This is a genomic window from Flagellimonas amphidinii, from assembly GCF_013090115.1.
Lineage (GTDB): Bacteria > Bacteroidota > Bacteroidia > Flavobacteriales > Flavobacteriaceae > Flagellimonas > Flagellimonas amphidinii.
Window position 1 is genome coordinate 93,820 of sequence record NZ_JABFNN010000045.1, and the last position, 26,053, is coordinate 119,872.

13 protein-coding genes are annotated in these 26,053 nt (G+C 39.1%); all 13 read left to right on the forward strand.

Annotated features, from left to right (window positions below; translation table 11 throughout):
• Positions 1–32: 32 nt before the first annotated feature.
• The 13 genes from HJC33_RS16965 to HJC33_RS17025 all read left to right on the forward strand — a co-directional run bounded on the left by HJC33_RS16965 (position 33) and on the right by HJC33_RS17025 (position 25,932).
• Positions 33–2,267: a GH92 family glycosyl hydrolase gene (locus tag HJC33_RS16965; protein ID WP_171660036.1), complete on the forward strand. Its 2,235-nt coding sequence runs from the start codon at positions 33–35 to the stop codon at positions 2,265–2,267.
• Positions 2,268–2,294: 27 nt separating this feature from the next.
• Positions 2,295–4,172, forward strand: a complete 1,878-nt coding sequence (locus HJC33_RS16970; protein ID WP_171660037.1) for a sodium:solute symporter family protein — start codon at positions 2,295–2,297, stop codon at positions 4,170–4,172.
• 16 nt (positions 4,173–4,188) lie between these two features.
• The gene (locus HJC33_RS16975) at positions 4,189–5,178 is read left to right on the forward strand and encodes a glycoside hydrolase family 130 protein (RefSeq protein ID WP_171660038.1); all 990 of its coding nucleotides are present in this window, start codon (positions 4,189–4,191) and stop codon (positions 5,176–5,178) included.
• Positions 5,179–5,203: 25 nt separating this feature from the next.
• The gene (locus HJC33_RS16980; protein WP_171660081.1) at positions 5,204–7,450 is read left to right on the forward strand and encodes a GH92 family glycosyl hydrolase; all 2,247 of its coding nucleotides are present in this window, start codon (positions 5,204–5,206) and stop codon (positions 7,448–7,450) included.
• Between the two features lie 2 nt (positions 7,451–7,452).
• On the forward strand, positions 7,453–9,792 hold the full coding sequence (locus HJC33_RS16985; RefSeq protein ID WP_171660039.1) for a GH92 family glycosyl hydrolase: 2,340 nt from the start codon (positions 7,453–7,455) through the stop codon (positions 9,790–9,792).
• Entirely contained in the window at positions 9,782–12,022 is a 2,241-nt protein-coding gene (locus HJC33_RS16990; RefSeq protein ID WP_171660040.1) for a GH92 family glycosyl hydrolase, read from the forward strand. The genes HJC33_RS16985 and HJC33_RS16990 overlap by 11 nt, the downstream gene beginning before the upstream one ends.
• Positions 12,023–12,238: 216 nt before the next feature.
• A complete protein-coding gene (locus HJC33_RS16995; protein WP_171660041.1) occupies positions 12,239–13,960 on the forward strand; it encodes a GMC family oxidoreductase in 1,722 nt (573 codons plus the stop codon).
• A 2-nt stretch (positions 13,961–13,962) separates the two neighbouring features.
• The gene (locus HJC33_RS17000; protein ID WP_171660042.1) at positions 13,963–14,673 is read left to right on the forward strand and encodes a gluconate 2-dehydrogenase subunit 3 family protein; all 711 of its coding nucleotides are present in this window, start codon (positions 13,963–13,965) and stop codon (positions 14,671–14,673) included.
• A gap of 651 nt (positions 14,674–15,324) precedes the next feature.
• Positions 15,325–15,888 (forward strand): RNA polymerase sigma factor, encoded by a 564-nt coding sequence (locus HJC33_RS17005; RefSeq protein ID WP_171660043.1) that lies wholly within the window; start codon positions 15,325–15,327, stop codon positions 15,886–15,888.
• Positions 15,889–16,133: 245 nt separating this feature from the next.
• Positions 16,134–17,177 (forward strand): FecR family protein, encoded by a 1,044-nt coding sequence (locus tag HJC33_RS17010; protein ID WP_171660044.1) that lies wholly within the window; start codon positions 16,134–16,136, stop codon positions 17,175–17,177.
• A 127-nt stretch (positions 17,178–17,304) separates the two neighbouring features.
• Complete coding sequence (locus tag HJC33_RS17015) at positions 17,305–20,781, forward strand: TonB-dependent receptor (protein ID WP_171660045.1); 3,477 nt, start codon at positions 17,305–17,307, stop codon at positions 20,779–20,781.
• 3 nt (positions 20,782–20,784) lie between these two features.
• Positions 20,785–22,476 (forward strand): RagB/SusD family nutrient uptake outer membrane protein, encoded by a 1,692-nt coding sequence (locus HJC33_RS17020; RefSeq protein ID WP_171660046.1) that lies wholly within the window; start codon positions 20,785–20,787, stop codon positions 22,474–22,476.
• 90 nt (positions 22,477–22,566) lie between these two features.
• On the forward strand, positions 22,567–25,932 hold the full coding sequence (locus tag HJC33_RS17025) for a VCBS repeat-containing protein (RefSeq protein ID WP_171660047.1): 3,366 nt from the start codon (positions 22,567–22,569) through the stop codon (positions 25,930–25,932).
• Positions 25,933–26,053: the final 121 nt, after the last annotated feature.

Here is a 26,053-nt window from a genome sequence, read left to right on the forward strand (position 1 = left end):
AGCTTATCAAAGTAAGTAGCCTAAGTTGAATTATGAAAAGACTAATAAACCTATTACCTCTAATATTTCTTTTGGTTTGTGCCTCATGCCAAAATCAAAAGATAGAAACAAATACAACAGAAAAAGTTTTAACCTATGTGGACCCTTTCATTGGAACAGGTGGCCACGGTCATACGTTTCCTGGGGCAGTAGCTCCCTTTGGAATGGTACAACCCAGTCCGGATAACGGAAGAGGAGGCTGGGATTGGTGTTCCGGATATCATATTACTGATTCGTTGATCACTGGTTTTGGCCAACTGCATTTAAGTGGAACTGGAATAGGGGATTTGGTGGATATATTGCTCATGCCCACCAATAAAAAAGTAGATGTAGGGCTTTTTGGAAAATCTAGGGATAGCTTACCATATGTTTCCAGTTTTTCCCATAAGGATGAGAAAGCTTTGCCCGGTTACTATAAAGTTGTCTTGCCTAAAAACAAGGTTGAAGTAGAATTGACCGCAAATGAGTATGTGGCTTTTCAAAAGTATACTTTCCTGGAGCAAAAGGAGCCTTCCTTTATCATCGATTTAGGGTTTGCAGTGAATTGGGATGCTCCTTTGGAAAGCCAAATTGCTCTTGAAAATGAGCATTTAATCACTGGTTTTAGATACAGTACCGGATGGGCCAAAAATCAAAAAGTGTTTTTTGCAATAACATCCTCAAAACCAATTGTTAAAAGTGATTTTGTTGTTGACTCTAAACAAATTCTTGATCGTACAGGTGTATTGGGGACAAAAACAGGGGCACAATTTTTCTTTAAACCAGATGTTGGATCGGTAGAAATAAAAGTGGCAGTTTCGTCCGTCAGTATTGAAAATGCTAAGGAGAATCTAAATAAAAAAGGAGGTGATATTTCTTTTGATGAAGCGCTGGCTGCAACTTCACAAAATTGGGAATCTCAATTGTCAAAAATCAAAGTAGAGACCCCAATAGACTCCCTCAAAACTATTTTTTATACGGCACTCTACCATACGCACGTAGCCCCATCTTTGTTCAGCGATGTAAAGGGGGAATTTCGCTTACAAAATGATTCAATCGCAAAAACAGATGGTTGGAAAGCATATTCCACACTTTCCCTTTGGGACACATTTAGAGCTGAAAATCCTTTGTTGGATATATTGAATCCTGAACTCGCCAATAACCTGGTCAATTCTCTTCTGGCTTATTACGATGAGCAAAGAAGGCTTCCCGTGTGGACATTGTATGGAAATGAGACCAATACCATGACAGGAAATCATGGGGTTTCTGTTTTGGTTGATGCCTATCTCAAAGGAATAAGGGGGTATGATGTTGAAAAAGCCTATGAAGCCGTAAAAACCACGATGATGGGTGGGGAACGTGGATTGGCTCCGTATAAGGAGTACGGATACATTCCGTATGACAAATTGGATGAGTCTGTGACTATAAGTTTGGAGTTTGCCTATAACGATTGGTGTGTAGCTCAAATGGCCAAGTCTCTGGGAAAAGAAAAGGATTACAACTATTTTATGAACCGTTCCAAGGCATATCAACATTTGTTTGATAGCCAATCCGGTTTTATGCGGGGTAAGTCCTCGGATGGTAAAAATTGGCGAGAGCCTTTTGATCCTAAACATTCCAACCATCGAGAGCATACAGATTATACAGAGGGAAACGCATGGCAGCATAGCTGGTTTGTGCTTCAGGATATTCCCGGATTTATCAAATTACATGGTGGCGATGAGGCCTTTTCGAAAAAATTGGAACAGCTTTTTACGGAGACATCGGAAATTACAGGGGATAATACATCAGCTGATATTTCTGGACTTATAGGCCAATATGCCCATGGAAATGAACCCAGTCATCACATTGCATATATGTTCAATAAGGCTAATATGCCATGGAAAACACAATATTGGGTCAGGGAGATTTTAAATACACAATACAGCACCCAGCCCGATGGATTGAGCGGTAACGAAGATTGCGGTCAAATGTCGGCATGGTATGTTTTTAGTTCATTGGGACTTTATCCCATGAACCCCGCTTCAGGACAGTATGAATTTGGAAGTCCACTTTTTGAAAAAGCAACTATTGCTTTGCCAGGGGGTAAATCCTTTGTGATCCTTGCAGAAAATACATCAACTATCAACAAATACATTCAATCAGTACAACTCAATGGAAAATTACTGGATCGGACTTTCATTACTCATGAAGAACTTCTGGAAGGAGGAACCTTGGAATTTGAAATGGGAGCAGAACCAGTAAAATAAAAAAAGACATTAGAGCCTAAATCGCATATGGAAATAATAGATGCATCGATCATCATAGCTTATATTTTACTGACACTTGTTGTTGGTATTTGGGTTTCAAAAAGAGCCTCAAAGGGACTTGAATCCTACTTTTTGGGCGGCAACAATATTAAATGGTATTATCTGGGGTTGAGTAATGGCTCTGGTATGTTTGATGTATCCGGAACCGCTTGGATGGTGGGAATTCTATTTCTCTATGGAGCAAAAAGCTTCATGTTTATGTGGTTGTGGCCTGTTTGGAATCAGGTTTTTGTAATGATGTTCTTGGCCGTTTGGATTCGCCGTTCCAATATTATGACCGGTTCTGAATGGATTCTTACCCGTTTTGGAGATGGTAAGGCCGGTAGAGCGTCGCATTTGATCATTGCCATTTTTGCCATAGTTTCCACAGTAGGGTTTATCGCCTATTTTTTTGAAGGCGTAGGCAAGTTTATGGCCATTATTTTACCATGGGGAATTCCTTTGCAGTTTGGTGAAGTATTGTTGTTGACCTCAGAACAGTCATATGCTTTGATCATCATATTTCTAACCACTATTTATACGATAAAAGGAGGGATGTTTTCCGTAGTGGCTACGGAAGTGTTGCAATATGTGATTATGGTAATCGCAGGAATCCTTGTGGCGGGGTATGCATTTGTAACCATTAGTGATATTGAAATCAATGCCATAATCTCTGAAGAATGGCGAAATATTTTCTTTGGAAGTCAATTGGGCACGCATTGGAGCGAAAAATACCAGGCATTTAATGATTTGATTGATTCCGAAGGTTACAAGATGTTTGGTGCCTTTATAGGAATGTCATTGTTCAAAGGCTTTTTTGCAAGTATTGCAGGCCCTGTTCCAAGTTTCGATTTTCAACGGATATTATCTACAAGAACAGTTAAGGAATCGGCTTACATGAGTGGGTTTACCAATTTGGTACTCTATATCCCAAGATATTTATTGATAGCTGGTATTGTAGTTATTGCATTGGTGGTATTGGGCCCCGTTATGAGTCAAAACCCTGCATTGACCGGAAATGATTTGGAAGTTATATTGCCAAAGGTGATAAACAACCATATTCCGATAGGGATAAAAGGGTTACTGTTGGCAGGTTTGTTGGCAGCGTTTATGTCCACTTTCTCTGCATTTGTAAACTCAGGACCGGCATATATCGTCAATGATATTTACAAGAAATATTTCAAACCAGAAGCTTCAAGTAAGCACTACATTAAAGCGAGTCATATAGCTTCTTTTTTAGTGGTTGGTCTCGGAGTTTTTATGGGCTTTTTTGCAGAATCCATTAACTCACTTACGCTCTGGATAACCAGCGCATTATACGGAGGCTATGTTGCGGCCAACTTTTTAAAATGGGTGTGGTGGCGATTTAATGGCTGGGGTTACTTCTGGGGTATGCTTGCGGGATTGCTTATAGCTACTTTTCAGTTCATTCTGGACCATAACAAAGCTGGGATTTCCCAAGATTCATGGCTTTATGAATTATCCCATATGCATGCCATTTATCTCTTTCCCATCATATTTGGTTTCTCACTATTGGGGTCATTTTTGGGAACGTATTTCACACAACCTACACATATGGAAGTGCTGAAATCATTTTATAAAAATGTAAAACCTTGGGGTTGGTGGAAGCCTGTTTATAGTAAAATCAAAGAAGAAGACAATTCATTTGAGCATAATAATGATTTTTGGCTCGATATGTTAAACTGTGGGATTGGTATTGTCTGGCAATCCAGTATGATTCTTATGCCAATATATCTTTTGGTAAGGGATTATCCACGAACCATTTATGCTTTAATAGTCTTTTTAATCACAACTATAATATTAAAATACACTTGGTTAGATAGAGTAAAGAAAATACCCAACTAAAAAACTTAGATGTAAAATGAGCGAGAATATTTTGGAGAAGAAAATACAGATACCTTGGCAAGATAGACCTAATGGACATACAGAGGTCATGTGGAGACATACTGAAAATCCTATTATTGAGCGGAATGCGATTCCTACCTCCAATAGTATTTTCAATAGCGCTGTGGTTCCTTTTGAAGATGGGTATGCCGGTGTCTTTCGTTGCGATAATAAAGCCGTTCAAATGAACATTTTTGCCGGTTTTAGTAAGAACGGACTGGACTGGGATATTGAACATAAACCCATACAATTTAAAGAAGGTAATACCCAAATGATCGAGTCCGATTATAAATATGACCCAAGGGTAACCTTTATAGAAGACAGATATTGGATTACTTGGTGTAATGGCTATCATGGCCCTACCATCGGAATTGGGTATACATTTGATTTTAAAGAGTTTTTTCAGTGCGAAAATGCCTTTTTGCCCTTCAACAGAAATGGGGTTTTGTTTCCTGAAAAAATCAATGGAAAATATGCAATGTTAAGCCGGCCTAGTGATAATGGCCATACTCCTTTTGGAGATATTTATATAAGCTATAGCCCAGATATGAAATACTGGGGAGAGCATAGATGCGTGATGAAGGCCACCGCTTTTGTGGACAGTGCATGGCAATGCACCAAGATAGGAGCTGGACCTATTCCAATTCTTGTGGATGAAGGTTGGTTGATGTTCTATCATGGGGTGATCAATACCTGCAACGGATTCAGATATGCTATGGGATCTGCAATTTTGGACAAAGACAATCCAGACCAAGTAAAATACAGAACACAACCTTATTTATTGACACCCGAAACCCAATATGAATGTATTGGAGACGTACCCAATGTGATTTTTCCATGTGCAGCACTTCATTCTTCGGAAGAAGATAAAGTGGCCGTCTATTATGGCGCGGCGGATACAGTAACCGCATTAGCTTACGGGAAGTTGTCCGAAATTGTAGAGTTTACCAAAGAAAATAGCCTGTAAGGAAATGGACAAGTTGGCCGGAAGAATGAAAGTAGTATATGTTTTGCTTTTTTTCTCGGCCCTTTCGTGTGTCGAGAAGACTAAGAGAGAAGATGCAGTAGAAAAACTGACTAATTTTGTCAACCCTTTTATTGGGACGGATGGACCTGGGAATACGTATCCAGGAGCAACCGTTCCTTTTGGCATGGTGCAACTGAGTCCAGACATAGGAATTCCCGGTTGGGACAGGATTGCAGGTTATTATTACCCAGATTCCATCATCACAGGATTTTCTCATACCCACTTAACGGGGACTGGCGCAGGAGATTTGTATGATATCTTGGTGATGCCCACCAATAGCCGTTTTTCAGAAAGGATAGTGGCTAACAATTTCAAACCTTTCTCCCATTTTGATCATGATAGGGAAGGGGCTTTGCCTGGATATTATGGGGTCGATTTGTTGGATTATGACATCAAGGCCGAACTAACGGCCACGGCCCGAGTAGGGGTTCATCGATATACATTTCCTAAAGATGTGGCATCGCAAATTCATGTGGATTTAGAGTATACCCTCAATTGGGACAAACCCATCGATACACACATCGAAATTGTGGATGACTCCGTCATCAGGGGATATCGAATGTCCACAGGTTGGGCCAGAAATCAGCGTCTTTATTTTGAAATGCGGTTTTCCAAAGCTTTCAATGATTTTCACTTATCTCAAAGTAAAAGTGGGGTTTCAAAAGTGATTTTGGATTTCGCTACTGAAGAGGGGGAGCAAATTATGATAAAGACGGGATTGTCTTCTGCGAGTTTTGATGGAGCAAGCAAGGCTATCGATGCTGAAGCAAAAGGTAGTTTTGATGAACTTCGCGAAGCAGCAGAAAAAACGTGGGAAAAAGAGCTTCAAAAAATCAAGATCAGTACTGAGGATGTAAATGAGAAAAGTGTTTTTTACACAATGATGTATCAATCCATGTTGGCTCCTACACTTTATAGCGATAGCAATGGCGCATACAAAGCGGCCAATGATGCCAGTGGTGCATATAGGTTGGATGTGGATACTATTGCCAAAGTTAAAAATTTTGATAGATACGATACTTTTTCCCTTTGGGATACTTATCGGGCGGCCCATCCCTTGTATACTTTGATACAAACTGAAAGAGTCCCCGATATGGTCAAATCCCTGTTGGCCCATTACTTGGAAACAGGGATTTTACCCGTATGGTCCATGCAGGGCAGTGAAACCAATATGATGATTGGCTATCATGCCGTTCCGGTTATCGTGGATGCTTATTTTAAAGGATTTGATTTTGATGCCGAATTGGCCTATCAAGCATGCAAGCAATCTGCCATGGTCGATGAACGCAATATTGGGGAGTATAAAAATGAAGGTTATATAGCCATCGATGAACACCATGAAAATTGGTCGGTTTCCAAAACGTTGGAATATGCCTATGATGATTGGTGCATTGCCATGTTTGCAAAAGATTTGGGAAAACAAGAGGATTACGAGTACTTCCTAAAACGTTCCCAGAATTGGAAAAACTTGTACAATTCCAAAAATTCGTGGTTGCAACCAAAAAATCCAGAAGGGCAGTTTGTTTTCCCTTTTGCTCCGAAGGAATACTCGCCCTACTACTGCGAGAGCAATGCATGGCAGTACTATTGGTCGGTACAGCAAGATATTCCAGGATTGATAGCGGCAACAGGTGGTCCAATCCGTTTTGAACAAAAATTGGATTCGATGTTTACGTTAAATCCGGTTGAAGGGGATAAATTGCCCATTTTCAGTACAGGAATGATTGGGCAATACGCCCATGGCAATGAGCCAAGTCATCATGTTGCCTATTTGTACAATTATGTGGGTCAACCTCAAAAAACGCAGGAATTGGTCAAAAAAATAAGGGCAGAACAATACAAAAACGAACCTAACGGCCATTGTGGCAATGAAGATTGCGGTCAAATGTCTTCGTGGTTTATTTTAAGTGCTTTGGGCATATACCCCGTGAATCCAGCACAAGGTATTTTTGATTTGGGAGCGCCCATGTTTGAACAAGCAGTCATCCAATTACCTAAAGGTAAATCCTTCACAATAGAAACTGAAAATTTCAGTGATACAAATCCGTATGTAGAGGAAGTAACTCTCAACGGAAAACCATTGAATCGCCGATTCATCACCTATAAAGAAATAATGCAGGGAGGGCATCTGGTTTTTAAGATGACCCATGACCCAGACCAAATTGAAAAGGAAGGGTACGAACTTCCAGATCCAAATAAAATTTATCAATAATAATGTGGTGTAAAAAAATAAATATCAATACTAACAAGCTATTGGGAATAGTCCTTTTAGCAATTGCAATAGGCTGTTCAGAAGGAAAAAAAGAAGAATTGGGGACCACTCAGGAAGAACAGAGTTCTTTATTGGAATACGTAAATCCACTGATGGGAACGGATTCAGATTTCAGTCTGTCCAATGGAAACACTTATCCGGCAATAGCTGCACCGTGGGGCATGAATTTTTGGACCCCCATGACCTCCAAAATGGGAGATGGATGGACTTATAAATATGATGATTATACCATTCGAGGTATTAAACAAACCCACCAACCCAGTCCTTGGATAAACGATTATGCCGCTTTTTCCTTAATGCCCGTTACTGGCGAGTTGAAATATAAGGAAGACGAAAGAGCTGCACATTTTTCCCATAAAGCGGAGACTGTTAAACCAGACTACTATTCGGTTTACTTAGCAGATTATGATGTGATTGCTGAGGTGACACCTACTGATAGGGCAGCGCATTTTAGGTTCACTTTTCCTGAAGCGGATAATGCCTATATTCTTTTGGATGCTTTTTTCAAAGGCTCAATGGTAAAGATTATTCCAGAAGAGAACAAGATTGTAGGGTACTGCAGAAATAATAGTGGAGGAGTCCCAGAAAATTTCCATAACTACTTTGTGGCCGAGTTTGATAAACCTTTTGAGGTGCAACATACTTGGGGAGACAACTGGAACCTGAAAGAAAACTCCTTGGGGAACCAAGGCGAACATGTGGGGGCCATAATTGGTTTCAAAACAAAAAGAGGAGAAAAGGTTCACGTAAAGGTTGCCTCATCATTCATAAGTCCAGAACAGGCCCAATTAAACTTGGATCGGGAAATAGGGGAACAAAGCTTTGATGAAACAAGAAACAAAGCCTCAAAGGCTTGGGAAAATGAATTGTCCAGAATAGAGGTCACTTCAAATAATTTGGACCATCTACGTACTTTTTACTCTTGTCTATATCGTGTATTGCTGTTCCCACGGAAATTTTATGAATTGGATGCGGACAACAATGTAGTGCATTACAGTCCTTATAATGGTCAGGTGCTTCCGGGGTATATGTTCACGGATAATGGTTTTTGGGATACATTCCGAGCGGTTTTCCCCTTTTTCAATATGATGTATCCTGATTTGAATGCTGAAATCATGGAAGGCTTGGCCAATACCTACAAAGAATCCGGTTGGTTGCCAGAATGGGCCAGTCCAGGACACCGGGATTGTATGATCGGTTCCAATTCTGCACCGATTATTGCAGATGCCCATTTGAGTGGAATTGATGGGTTTGATAAGGAATTATTGTTGGAGGCCATGCTCAAAAATGCTACCGTAGCCGATGGAAGACCGGTCAGTAGTGTGGGCCGCGCAGGATTGGATTATTATAATAAATTGGGCTATGTGCCTTATGATATTGGGGTCAATGAAAATGCGGCGCGTACTTTGGAATACGCCTATGCGGATTTTACTATAGCCCAAATGGCCAAGTCCTTGGGCAAGGATGATATTGCAGATGAATATTATCAAAAATCCTTGAACTATAAAAAACTGTTCGACCCAGAAACCAAATTGATGCGGGGCAAGAATAAGGATGGTACATTTCAAGCACCTTTTAATCCTTTAAAATGGGGAGATGCCTTCACTGAGGGGAATAGTCTGCACTATACCTGGTCCGTTTTTCACGATGTGCAGGGGCTTATCGACCTTATGGGAGGCGAGAACCAATTTGTGAACATGTTGGACGGTGTTTTCGGAATGCCCCCAGAATACGATGATTCGTACTACGGATTTACTATCCATGAAATTCGTGAAATGCAAATTATGAATATGGGGAATTATGCTCATGGAAACCAACCTATTCAACACATGATTTATCTGTACAATTATGGAAAACAACCATGGAAAGCACAGAAAAAGGTAAGAGAAGTGCTGACCAAATTGTACCAACCTACTCCAGATGGTTATTGTGGCGATGAGGATAACGGACAGACCTCCGCTTGGTATGTGTACAGCGCATTGGGCTTCTATCCAGTAGCTCCAGCTACAAATCAATATGTAATCGGTAGTCCTTTGTTTAATGAAGTTAAATTGCATTTGCAGAACGGCAACACTTTTACCATCAAGGCAAAAGATAATGGTGCTAACGAACCCTACATTCAAAATGCCCATTTAAATGAACAAGTTTGGGATGCAACATATATTACTACTGAAGCTGTTCAAAATGGAGGTGCTTTAACTTTTGAAATGGGGCCGGAACCCAATACCAACTGGGGCGTTTCAGAAACTTCTATTCCTTATTCTCTTTCCAATGAAAAATAAACTGCAATATTTCTTTTTCTTCTTTGTTGTTCTGGGCATATCGGCACAACAGAAACCGGTAGATTATGTGAATCCTTTTATTGGGTCTTCCAATTTTGGAACGACTAATCCTGGTCCAGTAGCGGTAAGAGGCATGGCCAATGTGTCACCATTTAATGTGGCAGGCCCAGAAAACCTTCCTTTAGAAAAAGATAGCAGATGGTTGTCCACACCTTATGTACATGAAAATACATTTTTAACTGGATTTAGTCACGTAAATTTAAGCGGCGTGGGATGCCCGGAGCTTGGAGTAATCATCACCATGCCAACAACTGGGGAATTAGTGACGGACCATTTACAATATGGCACTTCATATTCAAATGAAGAATCCAAAGCGGGTTATTATTCCAATACGTTGGACAACTATGACATCAAGGTTGAGGCCACCGCAACAACTCGAGTTGGTGTCAGTAAATATACTTTCCCAAAGGGAAAGGCCAATATATTGTTGAATCTGGGCTTAGGCTTGACGAATGAGCAGGGAGCACAGGTAAAAGTGGTTTCGCCAACTGAAATTGAAGGATTCAGAACAGTTGGAGCCTTCTGTTATTACAAACCTGAAGAAAGTTATCCAGTTTATTTTGTGGCCCAATTTTCAGAGCCTGCTACCAACTTTGGAATTTGGAAACAACCTACAACCTATAAGGGCGTTGAAGGGCAATGGATGGGCTACAATGGAAAGCCTCGAATTAAGGAAGGATTCACAAAAGAAGTTGTAGGTGATAGTATTGGGGCTTACATGCAATACGATTTTAAAAAATCATCTACAGTTGAGGTAAAGGTTGGAATTTCCTATGTCAGTATTGAAAATGCACGTGAAAATCTAAAAAGGGAAGTTTCCAATAAGTCTTTTGATGAAATTGTTGCCGCAACAAGGTCCGAGTGGAACAATTATCTTTCTAAAATTGAAGTTGAAGGAGGTTCAGAAGAAGATAAGACCATTTTTTACACCGCCCTTTATCACACCTTGATTCATCCCAGTACTTTGAACGATGGCAATGGGGAATATCCAAAGATGCGAACTCGGGAAACCCTGACGACAGGGGGTACACGATATACAGTTTTCTCCCTTTGGGATACGTACAGAAATTATCATCAATTGATGAGTTTGGTGTACCCTAAGCAACAATCTAATATGGTCAAGAGCATGTTGCAGATTTATGATGAATCTGGTTGGCTGCCTAAATGGGAATTAAATGCAACAGAGACCACGACCATGGTGGGCGATCCAGCAGGTATTGTCATAGCGGATACCTATATGAGGGGCATCCGTGATTTTGATGTGGAAAAAGCATACGAAGGTATGGTAAAAAGTGCGGATCAATTGAAGGATAATCCATTGCGACCCGGTATCCAGGATTACTTGGATAAAGGTTATTTGACCACAAAAACCACGAATAGTGGTTCCGTTTCTACAACCCAAGAATACAATATTTCAGATTTTGCCATTGCCCAATTAGCAAAGGCCTTGAACAGAAAAGAAGATTACAAACGCTTTTCAAAGCGATCCATCTCCTATCGGAAATTGTTCGATAGAGAATTCAATCTATTGCGACCCAAAAATGACGACGGTTCATGGTTAACGCCCTATAATCCTGAAACCGGGGCGAATTTTGTCAAGAACTTGGGTTTCATTGAGGGCAATGCTTGGCAATACACCTTTATGGTGGCCCATGACACAAAGGGTTTGATGAAGCTCATGGGAGGACCAAAACCTTTCACCCAAAAGTTGCAGGATGTTTTTGATAAACAACAGTTTGATATGGCCAATGAGCCGGATATTGGTTATCCCTATCTTTTTAACTATGTTAAAGGGGAAGAATGGCGTACCCAAAAGACAGTGGATGAACTGCTCAAAAAATATTTCAGGAATTCGCCTGATGGTCTGCCAGGGAATGATGATACAGGAACTATGAGTGCCTGGGCAGTATTTTCCATGATGGGCATATACCCTGTGAGCCCTGCAGAGCCAATATATACATTGACTTCTCCGATTTTTGAAAAGGTGACCCTGCATTTTGATGCGGATTATCACGGCAATGAAAAATTAGAGATTGTCAGATCAAAAATAGGGGTAGGTAATGGTGAGAACGGTATAGATATTATGGTGGATGGTAAAAAACTGAAAAAACCTTTTGTGACGCATCAAGAGTTGGTAAAGGCGAAACGATTGGAATTCAAATTGAACTAAAGTTCAAGAATGTTATCAGCTGGCTTTACTATGGAATTTTTTGAATGCTAAAAAGAACGTATTCAAAATTTTATGGAAACTATACGAAACAATCTTCCAAAAAATCTAGTGTTACTGCCTGTAAAACTGTAATTTGTATGGCTAAGTAACTCTAGCAAAAATATAGAATTGAAGTAAGCTTTAAAATTGACTAACCAAACGAACACTGAAAATACTATGCAAATAATAGAAGATTCTAAAGTCTATGACGCGATAATTGTAGGGTCAGGGGCTGGTGGTGGAATGGCTACAAAAGTTCTTGCAGATGCAGGTCTTAATGTTGCTGTTGTAGAGGCGGGACCATTCTTCGACCCAGCAGACCCAAAACAACAAACTCAATTAAAATGGCCTTGGGAGAGTCCAAGAAGGGGTGCGTCCACAATTCGTCCTTTTGGTGATTTTGATGCTGCCTACGGTGGTTGGGAAATAGAAGGAGAACCCTATACTCATAAAGACGGCACAAAATTCGATTGGTTCAGATCCCACATGCTAGGGGGTAGAACCAACCACTGGGGGCGTATTTCGCTTCGTTTTGGACCAATGGATTTTAAGCATAAGGACGTGGATGGTTATGGTGATAATTGGCCTATTGGTTATGAAGATGTAAAACCATATTACGATAAGGTGGATAAACTCATTGGGGTTTTTGGAACCAATGAGGGATTACCCAACGATCCTGATGGTTTCTTCTTGCCGCCGCCAAAACCTCGTTTGCATGAGTTGTTCTATATCAAAGGAGCAAGAAAAAGTAATGTGCCGGTTTACCCATCACGAATGTCCATGTTGACCAAAAGAATCAATAATGAGCGTGGTGTTTGTTTTTATTGTGGACAATGCAGCAGAGCTTGTCAGGTTTATGCTGATTTCTCAGCAGGTACTTGTTTGATTTTCCCAGCACAAAAAAGTAGAGGACAGGTTGACCTTTTTGTCAATTGTGTGGTACGGGAGGTGACTACTGATGAAGAAGGCCGGGCTACTGGTGTGTCATATATCAACAAAGAAGATAGAAAAGAATATAAATTAAAGGGTAAAGTAGTGGTGCTTGGTGCTTCGGCCTGTAGTTCTGCTCGAATATTGATGAATTCAAAAAGCCCTCAACACCCCAATGGTTTAGGAAATAGCAGCGACCATATTGGAAAATACTTACACGATTCCACTGGAGGTGGTAGGGTAGGATTTATTCCAGACCTCATGAACCGTAAAGTCTCTTACAACGAAGATGGTGTAGGAGGGATGCACGTATATTCTCCTTGGTGGGGTGATAATTCCAAATTGGACTTCCCTAGGGGATATCACATAGAAATGTGGGGAGGTATGGGAATGCCAAGTTATGGTTTTGGCTTCAATGTGAGTGAATTCAATAAATTCTTTGGGACTAAAGTGGGTGGCTATGGAGATGTTCTAAGAAGTGATGTAAAAAAATACTACGGCGCCTTGGTTGGAATGAGCGGAAGAGGAGAATCCATAGCTCGAAAAGAAAATTATTGCGAAATAGACCCCACAACGGTCGACCAATGGGGTATTCCAGTCTTGCGTTTTCATTATAAATGGTCAGATTTGGAAAGGAATCAGGCCAGACATATGCAAACTACCTTTGAGGAAATCATTCACAATATGGGGGGTACACCTTTGGGTGATATGCCTGGGAAAGACCAAGACTATGGCTTGTTGGCTCCCGGAAGGATTATTCATGAAGTAGGTACTACCCGAATGGGGGATGACCCTAAAACATCTGTGACCAATAAATATCAACAGTTGCATGATGTAGATAACGTATTTGTTGTGGATGCAGGTCCGTTTGTATCGCAAGCAGATAAAAACTGTACATGGACCATTCTAGCACTCTCTTGGAGGGCTTCTGATTATATCGTAGATCAATTGAAAAAACAAAATCTTTAGAAATGGATAGAAGAAAAAGTATAAAATCCATGGTTTTGGGTACCGTTGCAAGTGGTTTGGCCATACACGGATGTAAACCCGGAGAGGAACAAGTAGAAGAAGTTGTTGGAAAGGCTGAGGTGTTTTATGGAAGAACACCAGAAGAGAAAAAATTTGATCAAGAATTGCAAGAAGAGCAGTTCTTCAGCGAGCATGAGATGGCTACATTAACGGTGCTTTGTGATTTAATTCTTCCAAAGAGCGAGCAGTTTAAAAGTGCAACCGATGCAGAGGTTCCCAGTTTTATAGAATTCATGGCCAAAGATTTACCTGAAATGCAAATAGATTTGCGAGGAGGTCTTATGTGGTTGGACCACGAATCCAATTCAAGGTTTGGTTTAGAGTTCAAGGCCTTGGAGCAAGAACAACATCATGCCATTTTAGATGACATTGCATATTATGACCCAGATGTTCCTGAAGAAGAAAGGACAGCCCCTGTCAATTTCTTTTCCTTGGTCAGAAACTTGACGCTGACCGGATTCTATACTTCAAAAATTGGAATAGAAGAATTAGGGTACAAAGGCAACATGCCGAATGTTTGGGATGGGGTTCCAGAAGATGTTTTGAAGCAACACGGTGTTGCTTACGAAGAAGAATGGTTGGCTAAATGTGTGGATCAAAGCAAGCGCAATATTGTTGCCGAATGGGATGAAGATGGGAATCTGATTACTTAAAGGATTCTACGATGGATTTCTGAAACAATTCAGAGCTACTTTCTACTCGAACTACATATCGAAAAGCTTTTGCGTTTGCTTGAGAAAGGAAAAACTTTAGCAACATATTTTGGTTAAATCACATGTCTGGTTGTTTTTAACTAGTAATTCAAATACCTATAACCTTCAATTGCCATATTGAATGGTTAATTGTAAAATTTCCTACTTACCGACTTGAACGATTTTTTGAACAGAAAGCACAAAAACATACCATTTCTGAAGTACTCTTCATATCCATTAAGTATCTACTTGTTAATATTTTAACAAAAAACAAATAATATTTATTGATTTTTTACATAATTTTAACCTAATACAGTGCATTTTATCAATGCAATTGCATCTGAAAACTAACAACATTCAAAACTCATCAAATGATAGCTAATCAAGAGAACCTCTATCAAATATTGATTTCTTCTCCATAGTAAATCGTATCCAAATTGGAAACATCTAATTTCAATTGATTGTTCTGAAATGATTTTTCGGAAGTCATTGAAACACGATAATGGGCGGTGCTTTGAAAAAGACAACTTGCCTATCTACAGCTATTGTTGAACAAAAAATGTATTGATTTTGAGCTCTCAAAAAAATAATAAGCAATTACTGTGGTCCCAAATGATACAAGGAGATGTCAATGCCCTTGGTAAGGTATATGACCTATATGTAGATACTCTTTTTTCCTATGGATTTCAATTATCCAAAGACAAAGGGTACACCATGGACTGTATACACGATCTTTTTTTAGATCTTTATAAGTATAGGGGAAGACTTTCTGAAGTTGACAATATTGAGTATTACTTGATAAGATCAATCAAAAGAAAAATCAATAGAAGGCACAAGGAAAAACTGGTACATTGTTCCAAAGAAACTTTTGAGGCCCAATATGCCCTATTACGACAAGACTTATCTCCAGAAGAGGTTTTGGTAGCCTTTGAAAATGATGCCCAGAAGACTAATATTTGGCAAAAAGCCACAGTGTTTTTAACCAAAACACAACAAAAAGGTATCATTCTCAGGTTTAAGGAAGGAAGACCTTATGAAGAAATTGCGGAAATCATGGATGTTTCCGTTGAGACCTCAAGAACAATTATATACCGGGCCATTAAATCATTAAGGGAGAATATGATTCTACCCACTATGGTCTTGGGTAAAATTCTCATGGAATTTCTTATAGGATAGCAACATTTGCCAATAGTTAAAAGTACATGCAAAAACTCGTCAGAAGAGTTTTTGGGTGCTAAATGTTTTTGTTGCACAATTCTAAAATGACAATATTTTAAGGATAAAATTGATGTTTGTGAAAAAAAATCATAAAAAATTGTCTATAAAACAAAATTGAGCTGCTTTATATATTACGGACCTATCTTGGATTTTGGCATAAAATTTCTTTTTAGGAAGCGTAATTCAATCAGAAAACATAGAAAATGAAGAAAAAATCTTTAGAGGATAGGTTGAATACAAAGGAACGGGAACATTTGAAAAAAAGAATTTCAGCTTCGATTTTTAAATATCGACGTCGTAGGGTAAATATGCGACGCGGTATTGGATTAGCTATGGCTTCAGTTGTCTTTATACTGTCGATAGGAGTGTATTTCTACTATTCGGAATCTTCTTCAATTGAGAATTATGTAGAGGCTACGTCGAATGTTGTTGTAGATGCCTCAGAAGATGTTACCTTGATTTTAGAAAAGAATAAGAGTGTTAATCTTGATGAAGAAAACTCTAGCATTTCATACTCCCAAAATGGGCAAAAAGTCAAGATTGGTACAAATGGGGAATTGGCCCAATCCAACACAAAAAACAGTGAAATTGTTTTTAATACCCTGATGGTTCCATATGGAAGAAGGGCACAGATACAACTATCTGACGGGAGTAAGGTTTGGCTAAACTCAGGATCAAAGTTGGTTTATCCTGTATCGTTCCAAGAAGAAAGAAGAGAGGTTTATTTAGAAGGAGAGGGCATTTTTGAGGTGGCCCATAACAAAGAGCAGCCCTTTATTGTAAAGTCCGAAAACCATGAAGTTGAAGTTCTTGGTACTGTTTTTAATGTGAGCAACTATTTAGATGATGCAAGCATCAGTACTACATTAAAGAGTGGTAGTGTCCAAATTAGATATAAGAGCGATTCCTTTTTTAAGAACAAAGAAGTTATGAAGGTTTCACCGGGTGTTCGAACGGTTTATGATAAAAATTCCACCAAAATATTTTCTAATAAGGTTGATGTGAACAAATACTTTTCATGGCGTGAAGGGGTATTGATTTTTAAAAATGATGATTTGGGCTACATCATGAAAAAACTCTCAAGGTATTACAATGTAAAAATATCAGTAGAGAACAAAGAACTAAAATCCCAGACATTTTCAGGATACTTGGATTTAAAGGAAGATGTGGAAAGTGTGGTTGGGACGATACAAAAAACAACAGAATTTGATTATAATTTTAACGATAACCAATTAATCATTCATTAAAACCTAACACATATGATATAAAGCACGAAAACAAAAAACCAGAAGATGCGCCAACATCTTCTGGTGGTACAAAAAACATTGCTGAAGACTGATTGTCAGCAATATTAACTAATTAAACTACTAAATTATGAATAAAATGACTAACCCTAAGCCTTTAGGGAGAATTATATCCTTGAGGTCATATTTCTGGACCATTATGAGAATTTTTCTTCTATTTATTGCCATAGGTCTTAGTTCAGTTTACGCTAATTCAAACTATGCACAAACAAAAATTGACATTTACGTCAATGATGTTACCCTAGAAGATCTTTTTAAAGAGATTCAATCTAAAAGTGAATACATCTTTTTTTATAAAGATGATATTATTAACCCAAATGAAAGGGTTTCACTGGATTTGAAAAATGCGAAACTGTCACAAATACTAAGAAAGGCATTTAGCAGTACCGATTTAAGTTATAAAATTGACGACCGTCAGGTGGTTGTTGTAAAAAAAACAGAGAAACAGATTCAGTCGGAAGACAATTCTGTAAAAGTTGAACAAGTCAGTATAAGTGGTACGGTAACCGATGAAAATGGAGACCCGCTTCCTGGAGCAAACGTGATTGAAAAAGGAACAACCAATGGAACCCAAACAGATTTTGATGGAAATTATACCATATCGGTTGGTTCTAATGCTGTTTTAATGTTCAGTTATGTTGGATTTGCCGCAAAAGAGATTCCGGTAAATGGGCAGACAACTGTAAATGTTACGTTGATGGAAGATGCGAGTCTTTTGGAAGAAGTGGTTGTTCTGGGATATTCAACACAGACAAGAGGAGATTTGACAGGTTCTGTTGCTTCAGTAGACTTGTCCGAAGCTACAAAAGCACCGTTGGTAAATGCCGCTGAAGCACTTGAAGGTCGTGTAACAGGTGTCTCGGTAATCAACTCAGGTGACCCAGGTACTGCACCTACAATTAGGGTCAGGGGTTTTGGGTCCACAAATGCCAATGGCCCACTTTTTATTATTGACGGTGTACAAACAACAGATGCCTCTATTCTTAATGCCATAAATCCGGAAGATATAGCCCAGATGAATGTTTTGAAAGATGGAGCCGCATCCATTTATGGTGCAAGAGCCTCCAATGGTGTAGTTATAATTGCCACCAAAAATGGAGGATACAATCAAGATTCAGCTAACATTTCATTGGATATGTATGTTGGTTTTTCTCGAGCTTCCAATCTGCCTAGCGTTTTAAATGCACAGCAACATGGCGAAATGATTTTTGAAAGTTTGACTAATGACGGTCTTACTCCAAGTCATCCTCAGTATGGGGACGGGCCAACACCTGTGGTACCATCTAGTATAATAGGCGCACCAGTGCCAGTGACTACACGGACAAGTGGCAACTGGTTGGATGATGTGTTTGGAAATGCTCCTACCCAAAACATTTCAATGAGTATGGATAATGGAACAGAAAGAGCCAAATACAACGTTTCCTTAAGTTATTTGAACAGGGAAGGTGCTCAGTTGAAATCATTCTTTAGAAGAGGGTTGCTAAGAGCCAATTCTGAGTTTAAAGTAGGCAATAAAATACGAGTTGGTGAGCACTTAAATGTTTCATTTGCAAATAGCAGCACCCCAAAATTTCGTAATGCTGATTTAGGAGGTAACCCACTATCATTGGCGCAAAGAAGCAGTCCATTGCTTCCTGTTAGGGCTGATGATGGTAGTTTTGCCGGAACTTATTCGAACGCATTAGGGTTGTCAAACCCCACAAATCCGGTTGCTGATTTGACTCGCGCATCCGATGATTTTTACAAGACAATTAGAATATTAGGGGATATTTATGCCTCATATGAATTTTTGGACGGCTTAACCTTTAAGACTTCTATAGGGGGTGATTTGGAATTGCAGAATTCCAGACAGTTTTTGGCAACCAACCCTGAACATGGAGAGCCTAGGACCACTAATACCCTCACCGAATTTGATTATGATTCTTATAATTGGATTTGGACCAATACACTTAACTTCAATAAAACTTACGGAAAACATTCTGTAAATGTGTTGGCTGGTTTGGAAGCTGTTGAGACCAGAGTAAAACAAAAAACCATTAATGTTACTGGCTTTTTGTTCGAGGATCCTGATTTCTATCTATTGGATAGAGGTTCTGGAACTCCCAACTTTGGATTTGTTGGGGACGTTACAAACTCTTTGTTTTCGGTGTTTGGAAGCCTAAACTATTCTTTTGACAACAAGTATTTAATGACAGCTACCTTGAGAAGGGATTCATCATCGAATTTTTTAGGGGATAATAGAAGCGATATTTTCCCTGCTGTAAGTGCCGGGTGGTTGGTAAGTGCTGAAGATTGGTTCAATACAGATGGAATTATTAACCGCTTCAAATTAAAGGCATCTTGGGGTGAATTGGGTAATCAGGCTGTGCCTGCCGCAAATCCAACCATCAATGTGTCAAATATTAATCCTGCACAATCAAATTATGCATTTGATGGTTCAGGACCCACTACCGGTGCCATAGTAGGCGCAATAGGTAATCCAGATTTAAGATGGGAAACTTCAGAATCTACAAATATAGGAGCGGAGTTTGGCTTTTTAGATAGCGCTTTAAGTTTTGGGATTGAATACTTTAAAATCACGACCAATGACTTGATTGCACAAGATTTAAGTGTAATAAGCACTACTGCAATTGATGCCAATGCACCATTTGTAAACTTAGGGAATATTGAAAATACTGGTTTTGATATTACTTTGGGATATCAGAATCAAACCGATTCAGGTTTTTCTTATGGAATAGATGTAAATGTTTCAACGTATAAAAATGAGGTCACCAATCTGAGTTCGGATTTCCAAGTTGGGGATACAAGGTTTAGAGGTGGAGCTATGACTCGAACAGAAGTGGGCCGACCTATATCTTCCTTTTTCGGACTACAGGTAGATGGTATTTTCTCTAGCGAGTCTGAGGTCAGTAGTGCTCCAGATCAAGGTTTTGAAACCGCTGCTGATGGTGTGGGCCGTTTTAGATATAGGGATGTTAATGGGGATGATCAAATCAATGATGATGACCGAACATTTATAGGTTCTCCCCACCCAGATTTCACTTATGGGATCAATTTGAACTTAGGGTACAGAAACTGGGATTTTTCAGCATTCCTTTCAGGAGTTTCAGGAAAAGATGCTTATAACTACAGTAAAATTTTCCAGGATTTCCCTACTTTTTTTAATGCCAATAGGAGTACGCGGGTTTTAGATTCTTGGACACCGAACAATACGGATGCCATATTACCTGCCTTAAGTTCAACCATTGTCAATAACGAAACATCTCCCAATTCTTATTTTGTTGAAGATGCTTCTTATTTAAGGTTGAAGAATATACAGATTGGTTACACTTTACCAGATTCCATTTTGGAAAAAATAGGTGTGGACAATATTAGGCTTTATGTGCAAGCCTCTAATTTGTTTACTATTACTGACTATAATGGGCTAGACCCTGAAATTCCAATTATTATTAGGAATGGCGCTGTGGATAACCTTACTCAAGGCGTAGATGTTTCTGCTACTCCATTGACACAGATTTTCACCTTTGGCACTAATTTTAAATTTTAAGAGATGAAAAAGAAAATATTAAGTCTAATAGTATTTTTGGCACTAACATTGTCGTGTAATGAGGAATTTACCGTCCAACCGGCTGTAGGAGCTTTAACAGATGATGCCATAGCCAATGAAACGGGTATAGATTTATTGCTGACAGGGGCTTATTCCGCTTTGGATGGAGTTCGCCTCAACCAAACAGGGAACGGGTTTTCATATAGCCCAGATAACTGGTGGTTGGATGTAATGTCTGATGATGCTCACAAAGGAAGTACTGATAGTGATCAGGTCGAATTGTTTCAGTTGGAAACATATGATATTCAAACAAGTAACCCTTATGTATTGGGTAGATGGTTGGCTTTGTACGCCGGAGTTAATAGATCAAATGCGGTTATTGCGTTGATTGCAACTATTACAGAAGGTGATTTTACTGAGAAATTGGCTGAAGCTAGATTTTTGAGAGGCTATTTCAATTTTGAACTTCAAAAAATGTTCGGTAACCCTGCTTACATTTCTGAAGAGAACTATGCTGCCACGGAATTTAATCAGCCCAATCCAGGACCTATATGGGATCAGATTGAAGCTGATTTTCAATATGCAGCTGGCAATCTGCCAGATTCCCAGACAGATGTTGGAAGACCAACTTCATGGGCGGCAACAGCCTTTTTGGGTAAAACATATTTGTACCAATCTGAATGGGCCAATGCCTTGACCCAATTGCAAGATGTTATCAATAATGGACCGTATTCCTTGAATGCTGAATTTTTGGATAACTTCACCGGCTCTGGTGAAAATTCCTCCGAGTCAATTTTTGCTGTTCAATTTGTGGTTGATGGAGGACAATCTTTAAATGGAAATCAAGGTAGTACTTTGAACTTTCCTGGAGGAGGGCCTTTCAATTCCTGTTGTGGATTCTATCAACCAACCCAAGATTTGGTGAATGCCTTTCAAACAGACGGTAGTGGCCTACCGCTCTTGGACACTTACAATCAGTCTGATGTGGCTAACGACCAAGGTGTTGGAAGTGATGAGTCATTTACTCCGCACACAGGACCTTTGGACCCTAGACTGGATTATACTGTAGGGCGCAGGGGAATAGATTATAACGGATTTGGTACTATGGTAGGAGCCGATTGGATTCGCGCATTGCCCACAGATATTTCAGGGCCGTATCTTCCCAAGAAAAATATCTATCAGGCAGATGAAATAGGGACAACCCAAGGTTTCGGAGCATGGGGACAACAACACTCAGGAATCAATTATAACATTATGCGTTATGCAGATGTACTATTAATGGCCGCAGAAGCAGCTGCGGAAACGGGAGACCTTACAACGGCACTCAATTACGTAAATCTAGTGAGGAATAGAGCAAAAAATATGACCTATGTTCAAAATGAAGCTGGTGATGCAGATGCAGCAAACTATGAGATAGAACCATATACCAGTTTTGCTGATGCCGATTTCGCAATACAGGCGGTTCGTTTTGAAAGACGCTTGGAATTTGGTATGGAAGGTCATCGTTTGTTTGATTTAAGAAGATGGGGAGTCGCTGAAAACATTATTAACACTTACGTTACAAGTGAGGATAGAACCATTCCAAATTTTGATTCTAAAGTCAATACCTATCAATCATTTATGGATTTGTTACCCATTCCTGTGAATGCAATTGATTTAAGTGGTAATGCTCTTAGTCAAAATCCAGGGTATTAAGCACAACTGATTAACTATAATTAGTTGATTTTTTAAGTTAGTTAGGGGAAACAGGGCTTTAGCCCTGTTTCCTAATTTAAAATAATATTGATGAAGTACAGCTATTCCAAAGCACTGTCCATTTTTGGGTTTATTATTTTGTTCAATTCATGTTCCGAGCAAAAAGTGCGTCAAGACACCTATGTATTTTCAAAAATTGACAAAAATGTATCCAAAATTGAATTTGCCAATAATCTTGTTGAGAATGATTCATTAAATTATTTTACCTATGCATACATATACATGGGCGGAGGGGTATCCGCAGGAGACATAAACAACGATGGCCTCGCTGATTTGTATTTTACTGGAAACATGGTACCCAATAAATTGTACTTGAACAAAGGTAATCTGCAGTTCGAGGACATTTCAGAATCAGCGGGAGTTTCTGGAGACGATAGATGGTATAATGGTACCACTATGGCCGATGTCAATAATGATGGATTTTTGGATATTTATTGTTCAGTGGGAGGCAAATTTGGACCTAAAGAAAACCAATTGTTCATTAACAATGGTGACAATACCTTTACTGAAAAGGCCAAATCATATGGAATAGATGACCCTAGTAATAGTGTGCAGACCACATTTTTTGATTATGATTTGGATGGAGATTTGGATTTATATATTGCCAACTATCCACCCACTCCCTTTGATGCTCCCAACTTTTATTATGCATTTAAGCAAAAATTTCAAAAACCACTGGAAACAGACAGACTGTTTAAAAATGAAGATGGAAAATTTGTTGATGTTACAGAAGAAGCAGGTCTTAAAACATTTGGCCTATCACTTAGTGCAACCGTTGGCGATTTAAATCAAGATGGTTGGCCTGACCTTTATGTGTCCAACGATTTCAGTTCGCCAGATTATATGTTTATGAACAATAGGGACGGTACTTTTTCAGAACAAGTAAGGAAAACTACCAAGAACAATTCATTTTATGGTATGGGGGTTGATATTGCCGACTTCAATAATGATATGTTGTTGGACATCGTACAGGTGGATATGACAGCCCAAATAAACAGAAGGGCCAAAGCCAATATGGCCAGTATGAACCCTGATTTATTTTGGAGTACGGTAAATGCAGGATTCCATTACCAGTACATGCAAAACACTTTACAGTTGAACAATGGTAATTTGTTGGATTCCCTTCCAGATTTCAGCAATATTTCAAGATTCGCAGGTGTATCTTCAACAGATTGGAGTTGGGGGCCTCTTTTTGCTGATTTGGATAATGATGGTTGGAAAGATCTCTTTATTTCCAACGGTACAAGAAGGGAGATCAACAACAGAGACTTTTTTTTGGAAATAGATAAAAAAGGTATTTCCAAAGACAGCATGCTACAGAAAAGCTTGGCCATACCCTCAGAGAAAATTGATAACTACGTATTGAAAAATAATGGGGATCTTACTTTTGCTCGTAAGAACAAGGAATGGGGGATCGAATATGAAGGCTTTTCAAATGGCTGCGTTTATGTGGACCTTGACAATGATGGGGACTTGGAAATTGTTGTCAACAATATTGATGACTATGCATCTGTGTTTGAAAATAATAGTTCCACACGCAATAATCATATCACAATCCAATTCAAAGGACCAGAAAAGAATTTATACGGTCTTGGAACTAAAGTTACTTTATTTTCTGAAGGGGTGTCCCAGTTTCAAGAACTCACCCTTACCAGGGGATTTCAATCCTCTGTTGCTCCCAAACTCCATTTTGGATTGGGTAAATCTGAAAAAGTGGACTCTATTTTGGTGATCTGGCCCGATTCCAAAAAGGAACTTATTAAAAATCCAGAGGTAAATTCAAGTTTGATCCTTGATTACTCGAAAGCTACAAATCAGTCAGACTTTTATAGGGAGACCAACGAAAAATTGTTTCAAACAGCAACCAGTGAAAAAGAAATAGTTCAACATAGGCATATTGAAAATTATTATAATGACTTTGAGAAGGAGATTTTACTTCCTCATCAGACATCAATGTTGGGTCCGAACATAGCAGTAGGAGATTTAAACAATGATGGATTGGACGATATCGTTGTGGGCAGCTCTTCGCAAAATACCACCGCACTATATTATCAATCCAAAAAAAATGGATTTCGTAAAGCGGATGCTGAATGGTTTGCTTTGGATAGTGGCTCCGAAGATATGGGCATTCTTATTTTTGATGCGGAGAATGATGGTGACAATGATATTTATATTGCTAGTGGGGGTAATGAATTTTCTTCTGAATCGGAACAGTTGCAGGATAGACTGTACCTCAATGACGGCAATGGTAATTTTTCAAAGACTGAACATGCTTTGCCCAAAATGATAACAAGTAGCTCAAGAGTACATGCCCACGATTATGATAAAGACGGTGATTTGGATTTATTTGTAGGGGGGCGTTTGGTTCCTGGAAGCTACCCTTCACCAACTGATAGTTATATTTTGGAGAATAAAAGTGAAGGAACCAAGGTCCAATTTGTGAATGTTACTTCTAAAATTGCACCCATGTTAGAAAAAATAGGAATGGTCACTGATGCTATTTGGACCGATTTTGATGGTGACTCTTGGACCGATTTGATTTTGGTGGGCGAATGGATGCCGATTACGGTCTTAAAAAACGATGAAGGTTATTTTACTGATGTGACAGAAATGTGGATTGCCGATGACACTTCAGGATGGTGGTTCAGTATTAAAGAAGGTGACTTTGACAATGATGGAGATATGGATTATTTGGTAGGTAACTTGGGAAAGAATTTTAAGTACAAAGCAAGCGAAGAGGAAACTTTTGATGTTTATTTCAATGATTTTGACCAAAATAGCACTAATGATATCGTTTTAAGCTATTACAATTATGGTGAAAAGTTTCCTGTAAGGGGAAGGGAGTGTTCCTCACAACAAATGCCGGTGATTAAGAAAAAGTTTAAGAATTATGAATCTTTTTCAACCGCTACATTGGAAGATGTTTATGCAAAAGAAGCCTTGGATAATTCATTGCATTACCAAGTAAAATCATTTTCCAGTGTTTATTTAGAAAACATTAATGGAAAACTAATTGCCCATACGCTGCCAAACTTGGCTCAGCTTTCTTCCATTAATCAAATCATCATTAAAGATTTTGACAATGACAATAATCTAGATGCTTTGATAGCAGGTAACCTTTATAATTCTGAGGTTGAAACACCCAGAAATGATGCAAGTAATGGCCTTCTCTTGTTAGGAAATGGAAAGGGTGGTTTTGAACCTGTCCCTTCACGGGTTAGCGGATTTTATGCTCCCGGGGATGTTAAGGATATGTCCATCATAAAAATAAATGAAAAGGATTATGTAGTGGTTGCTAAAAATTCTGACAACCTGCAATTCATTGAAAATGGCACAACGCTCAAAGCAGGTCCATGGATGCCAAATACATCAATTACAGAACCTTCTGATGATTGAGAAGCCTTACATTTAAAGTATTGGAAAAAACAAATTGGCGTGTAAGCGTCCCTAAAGGAACTGCAGCTATTTTGGATATGAAGGACAAAAACCCTTTTTTGCCAAAATGAAGAGGTTAGGG

Excerpts from the sequence above, each read along its gene's own strand:
- HJC33_RS16975 (WP_171660038.1), top strand. The coding sequence starts at position 4,189 with ATGAGCGAGAATATTTTGGAGAAGAAAATACAGATACCTTGGCAAGAT.
- HJC33_RS17025 (WP_171660047.1), top strand. The coding sequence starts at position 22,567 with ATGAAGTACAGCTATTCCAAAGCACTGTCCATTTTTGGGTTTATTATT.
- HJC33_RS17010 (WP_171660044.1), top strand. The coding sequence starts at position 16,134 with ATGAAGAAAAAATCTTTAGAGGATAGGTTGAATACAAAGGAACGGGAA.
- HJC33_RS16980 (WP_171660081.1), top strand. The coding sequence starts at position 5,204 with ATGAAAGTAGTATATGTTTTGCTTTTTTTCTCGGCCCTTTCGTGTGTC.
- HJC33_RS16970 (WP_171660037.1), top strand. The coding sequence starts at position 2,295 with ATGGAAATAATAGATGCATCGATCATCATAGCTTATATTTTACTGACA.
- HJC33_RS16990 (WP_171660040.1), top strand. The coding sequence starts at position 9,782 with ATGAAAAATAAACTGCAATATTTCTTTTTCTTCTTTGTTGTTCTGGGC.
- HJC33_RS17020 (WP_171660046.1), top strand. The coding sequence starts at position 20,785 with ATGAAAAAGAAAATATTAAGTCTAATAGTATTTTTGGCACTAACATTG.
- HJC33_RS17000 (WP_171660042.1), top strand. The coding sequence starts at position 13,963 with ATGGATAGAAGAAAAAGTATAAAATCCATGGTTTTGGGTACCGTTGCA.
- HJC33_RS17005 (WP_171660043.1), top strand. The coding sequence starts at position 15,325 with ATGATACAAGGAGATGTCAATGCCCTTGGTAAGGTATATGACCTATAT.
- HJC33_RS16995 (WP_171660041.1), top strand. The coding sequence starts at position 12,239 with ATGCAAATAATAGAAGATTCTAAAGTCTATGACGCGATAATTGTAGGG.
- HJC33_RS16985 (WP_171660039.1), top strand. The coding sequence starts at position 7,453 with ATGTGGTGTAAAAAAATAAATATCAATACTAACAAGCTATTGGGAATA.
- HJC33_RS17015 (WP_171660045.1), top strand. The coding sequence starts at position 17,305 with ATGAATAAAATGACTAACCCTAAGCCTTTAGGGAGAATTATATCCTTG.
- HJC33_RS16965 (WP_171660036.1), top strand. The coding sequence starts at position 33 with ATGAAAAGACTAATAAACCTATTACCTCTAATATTTCTTTTGGTTTGT.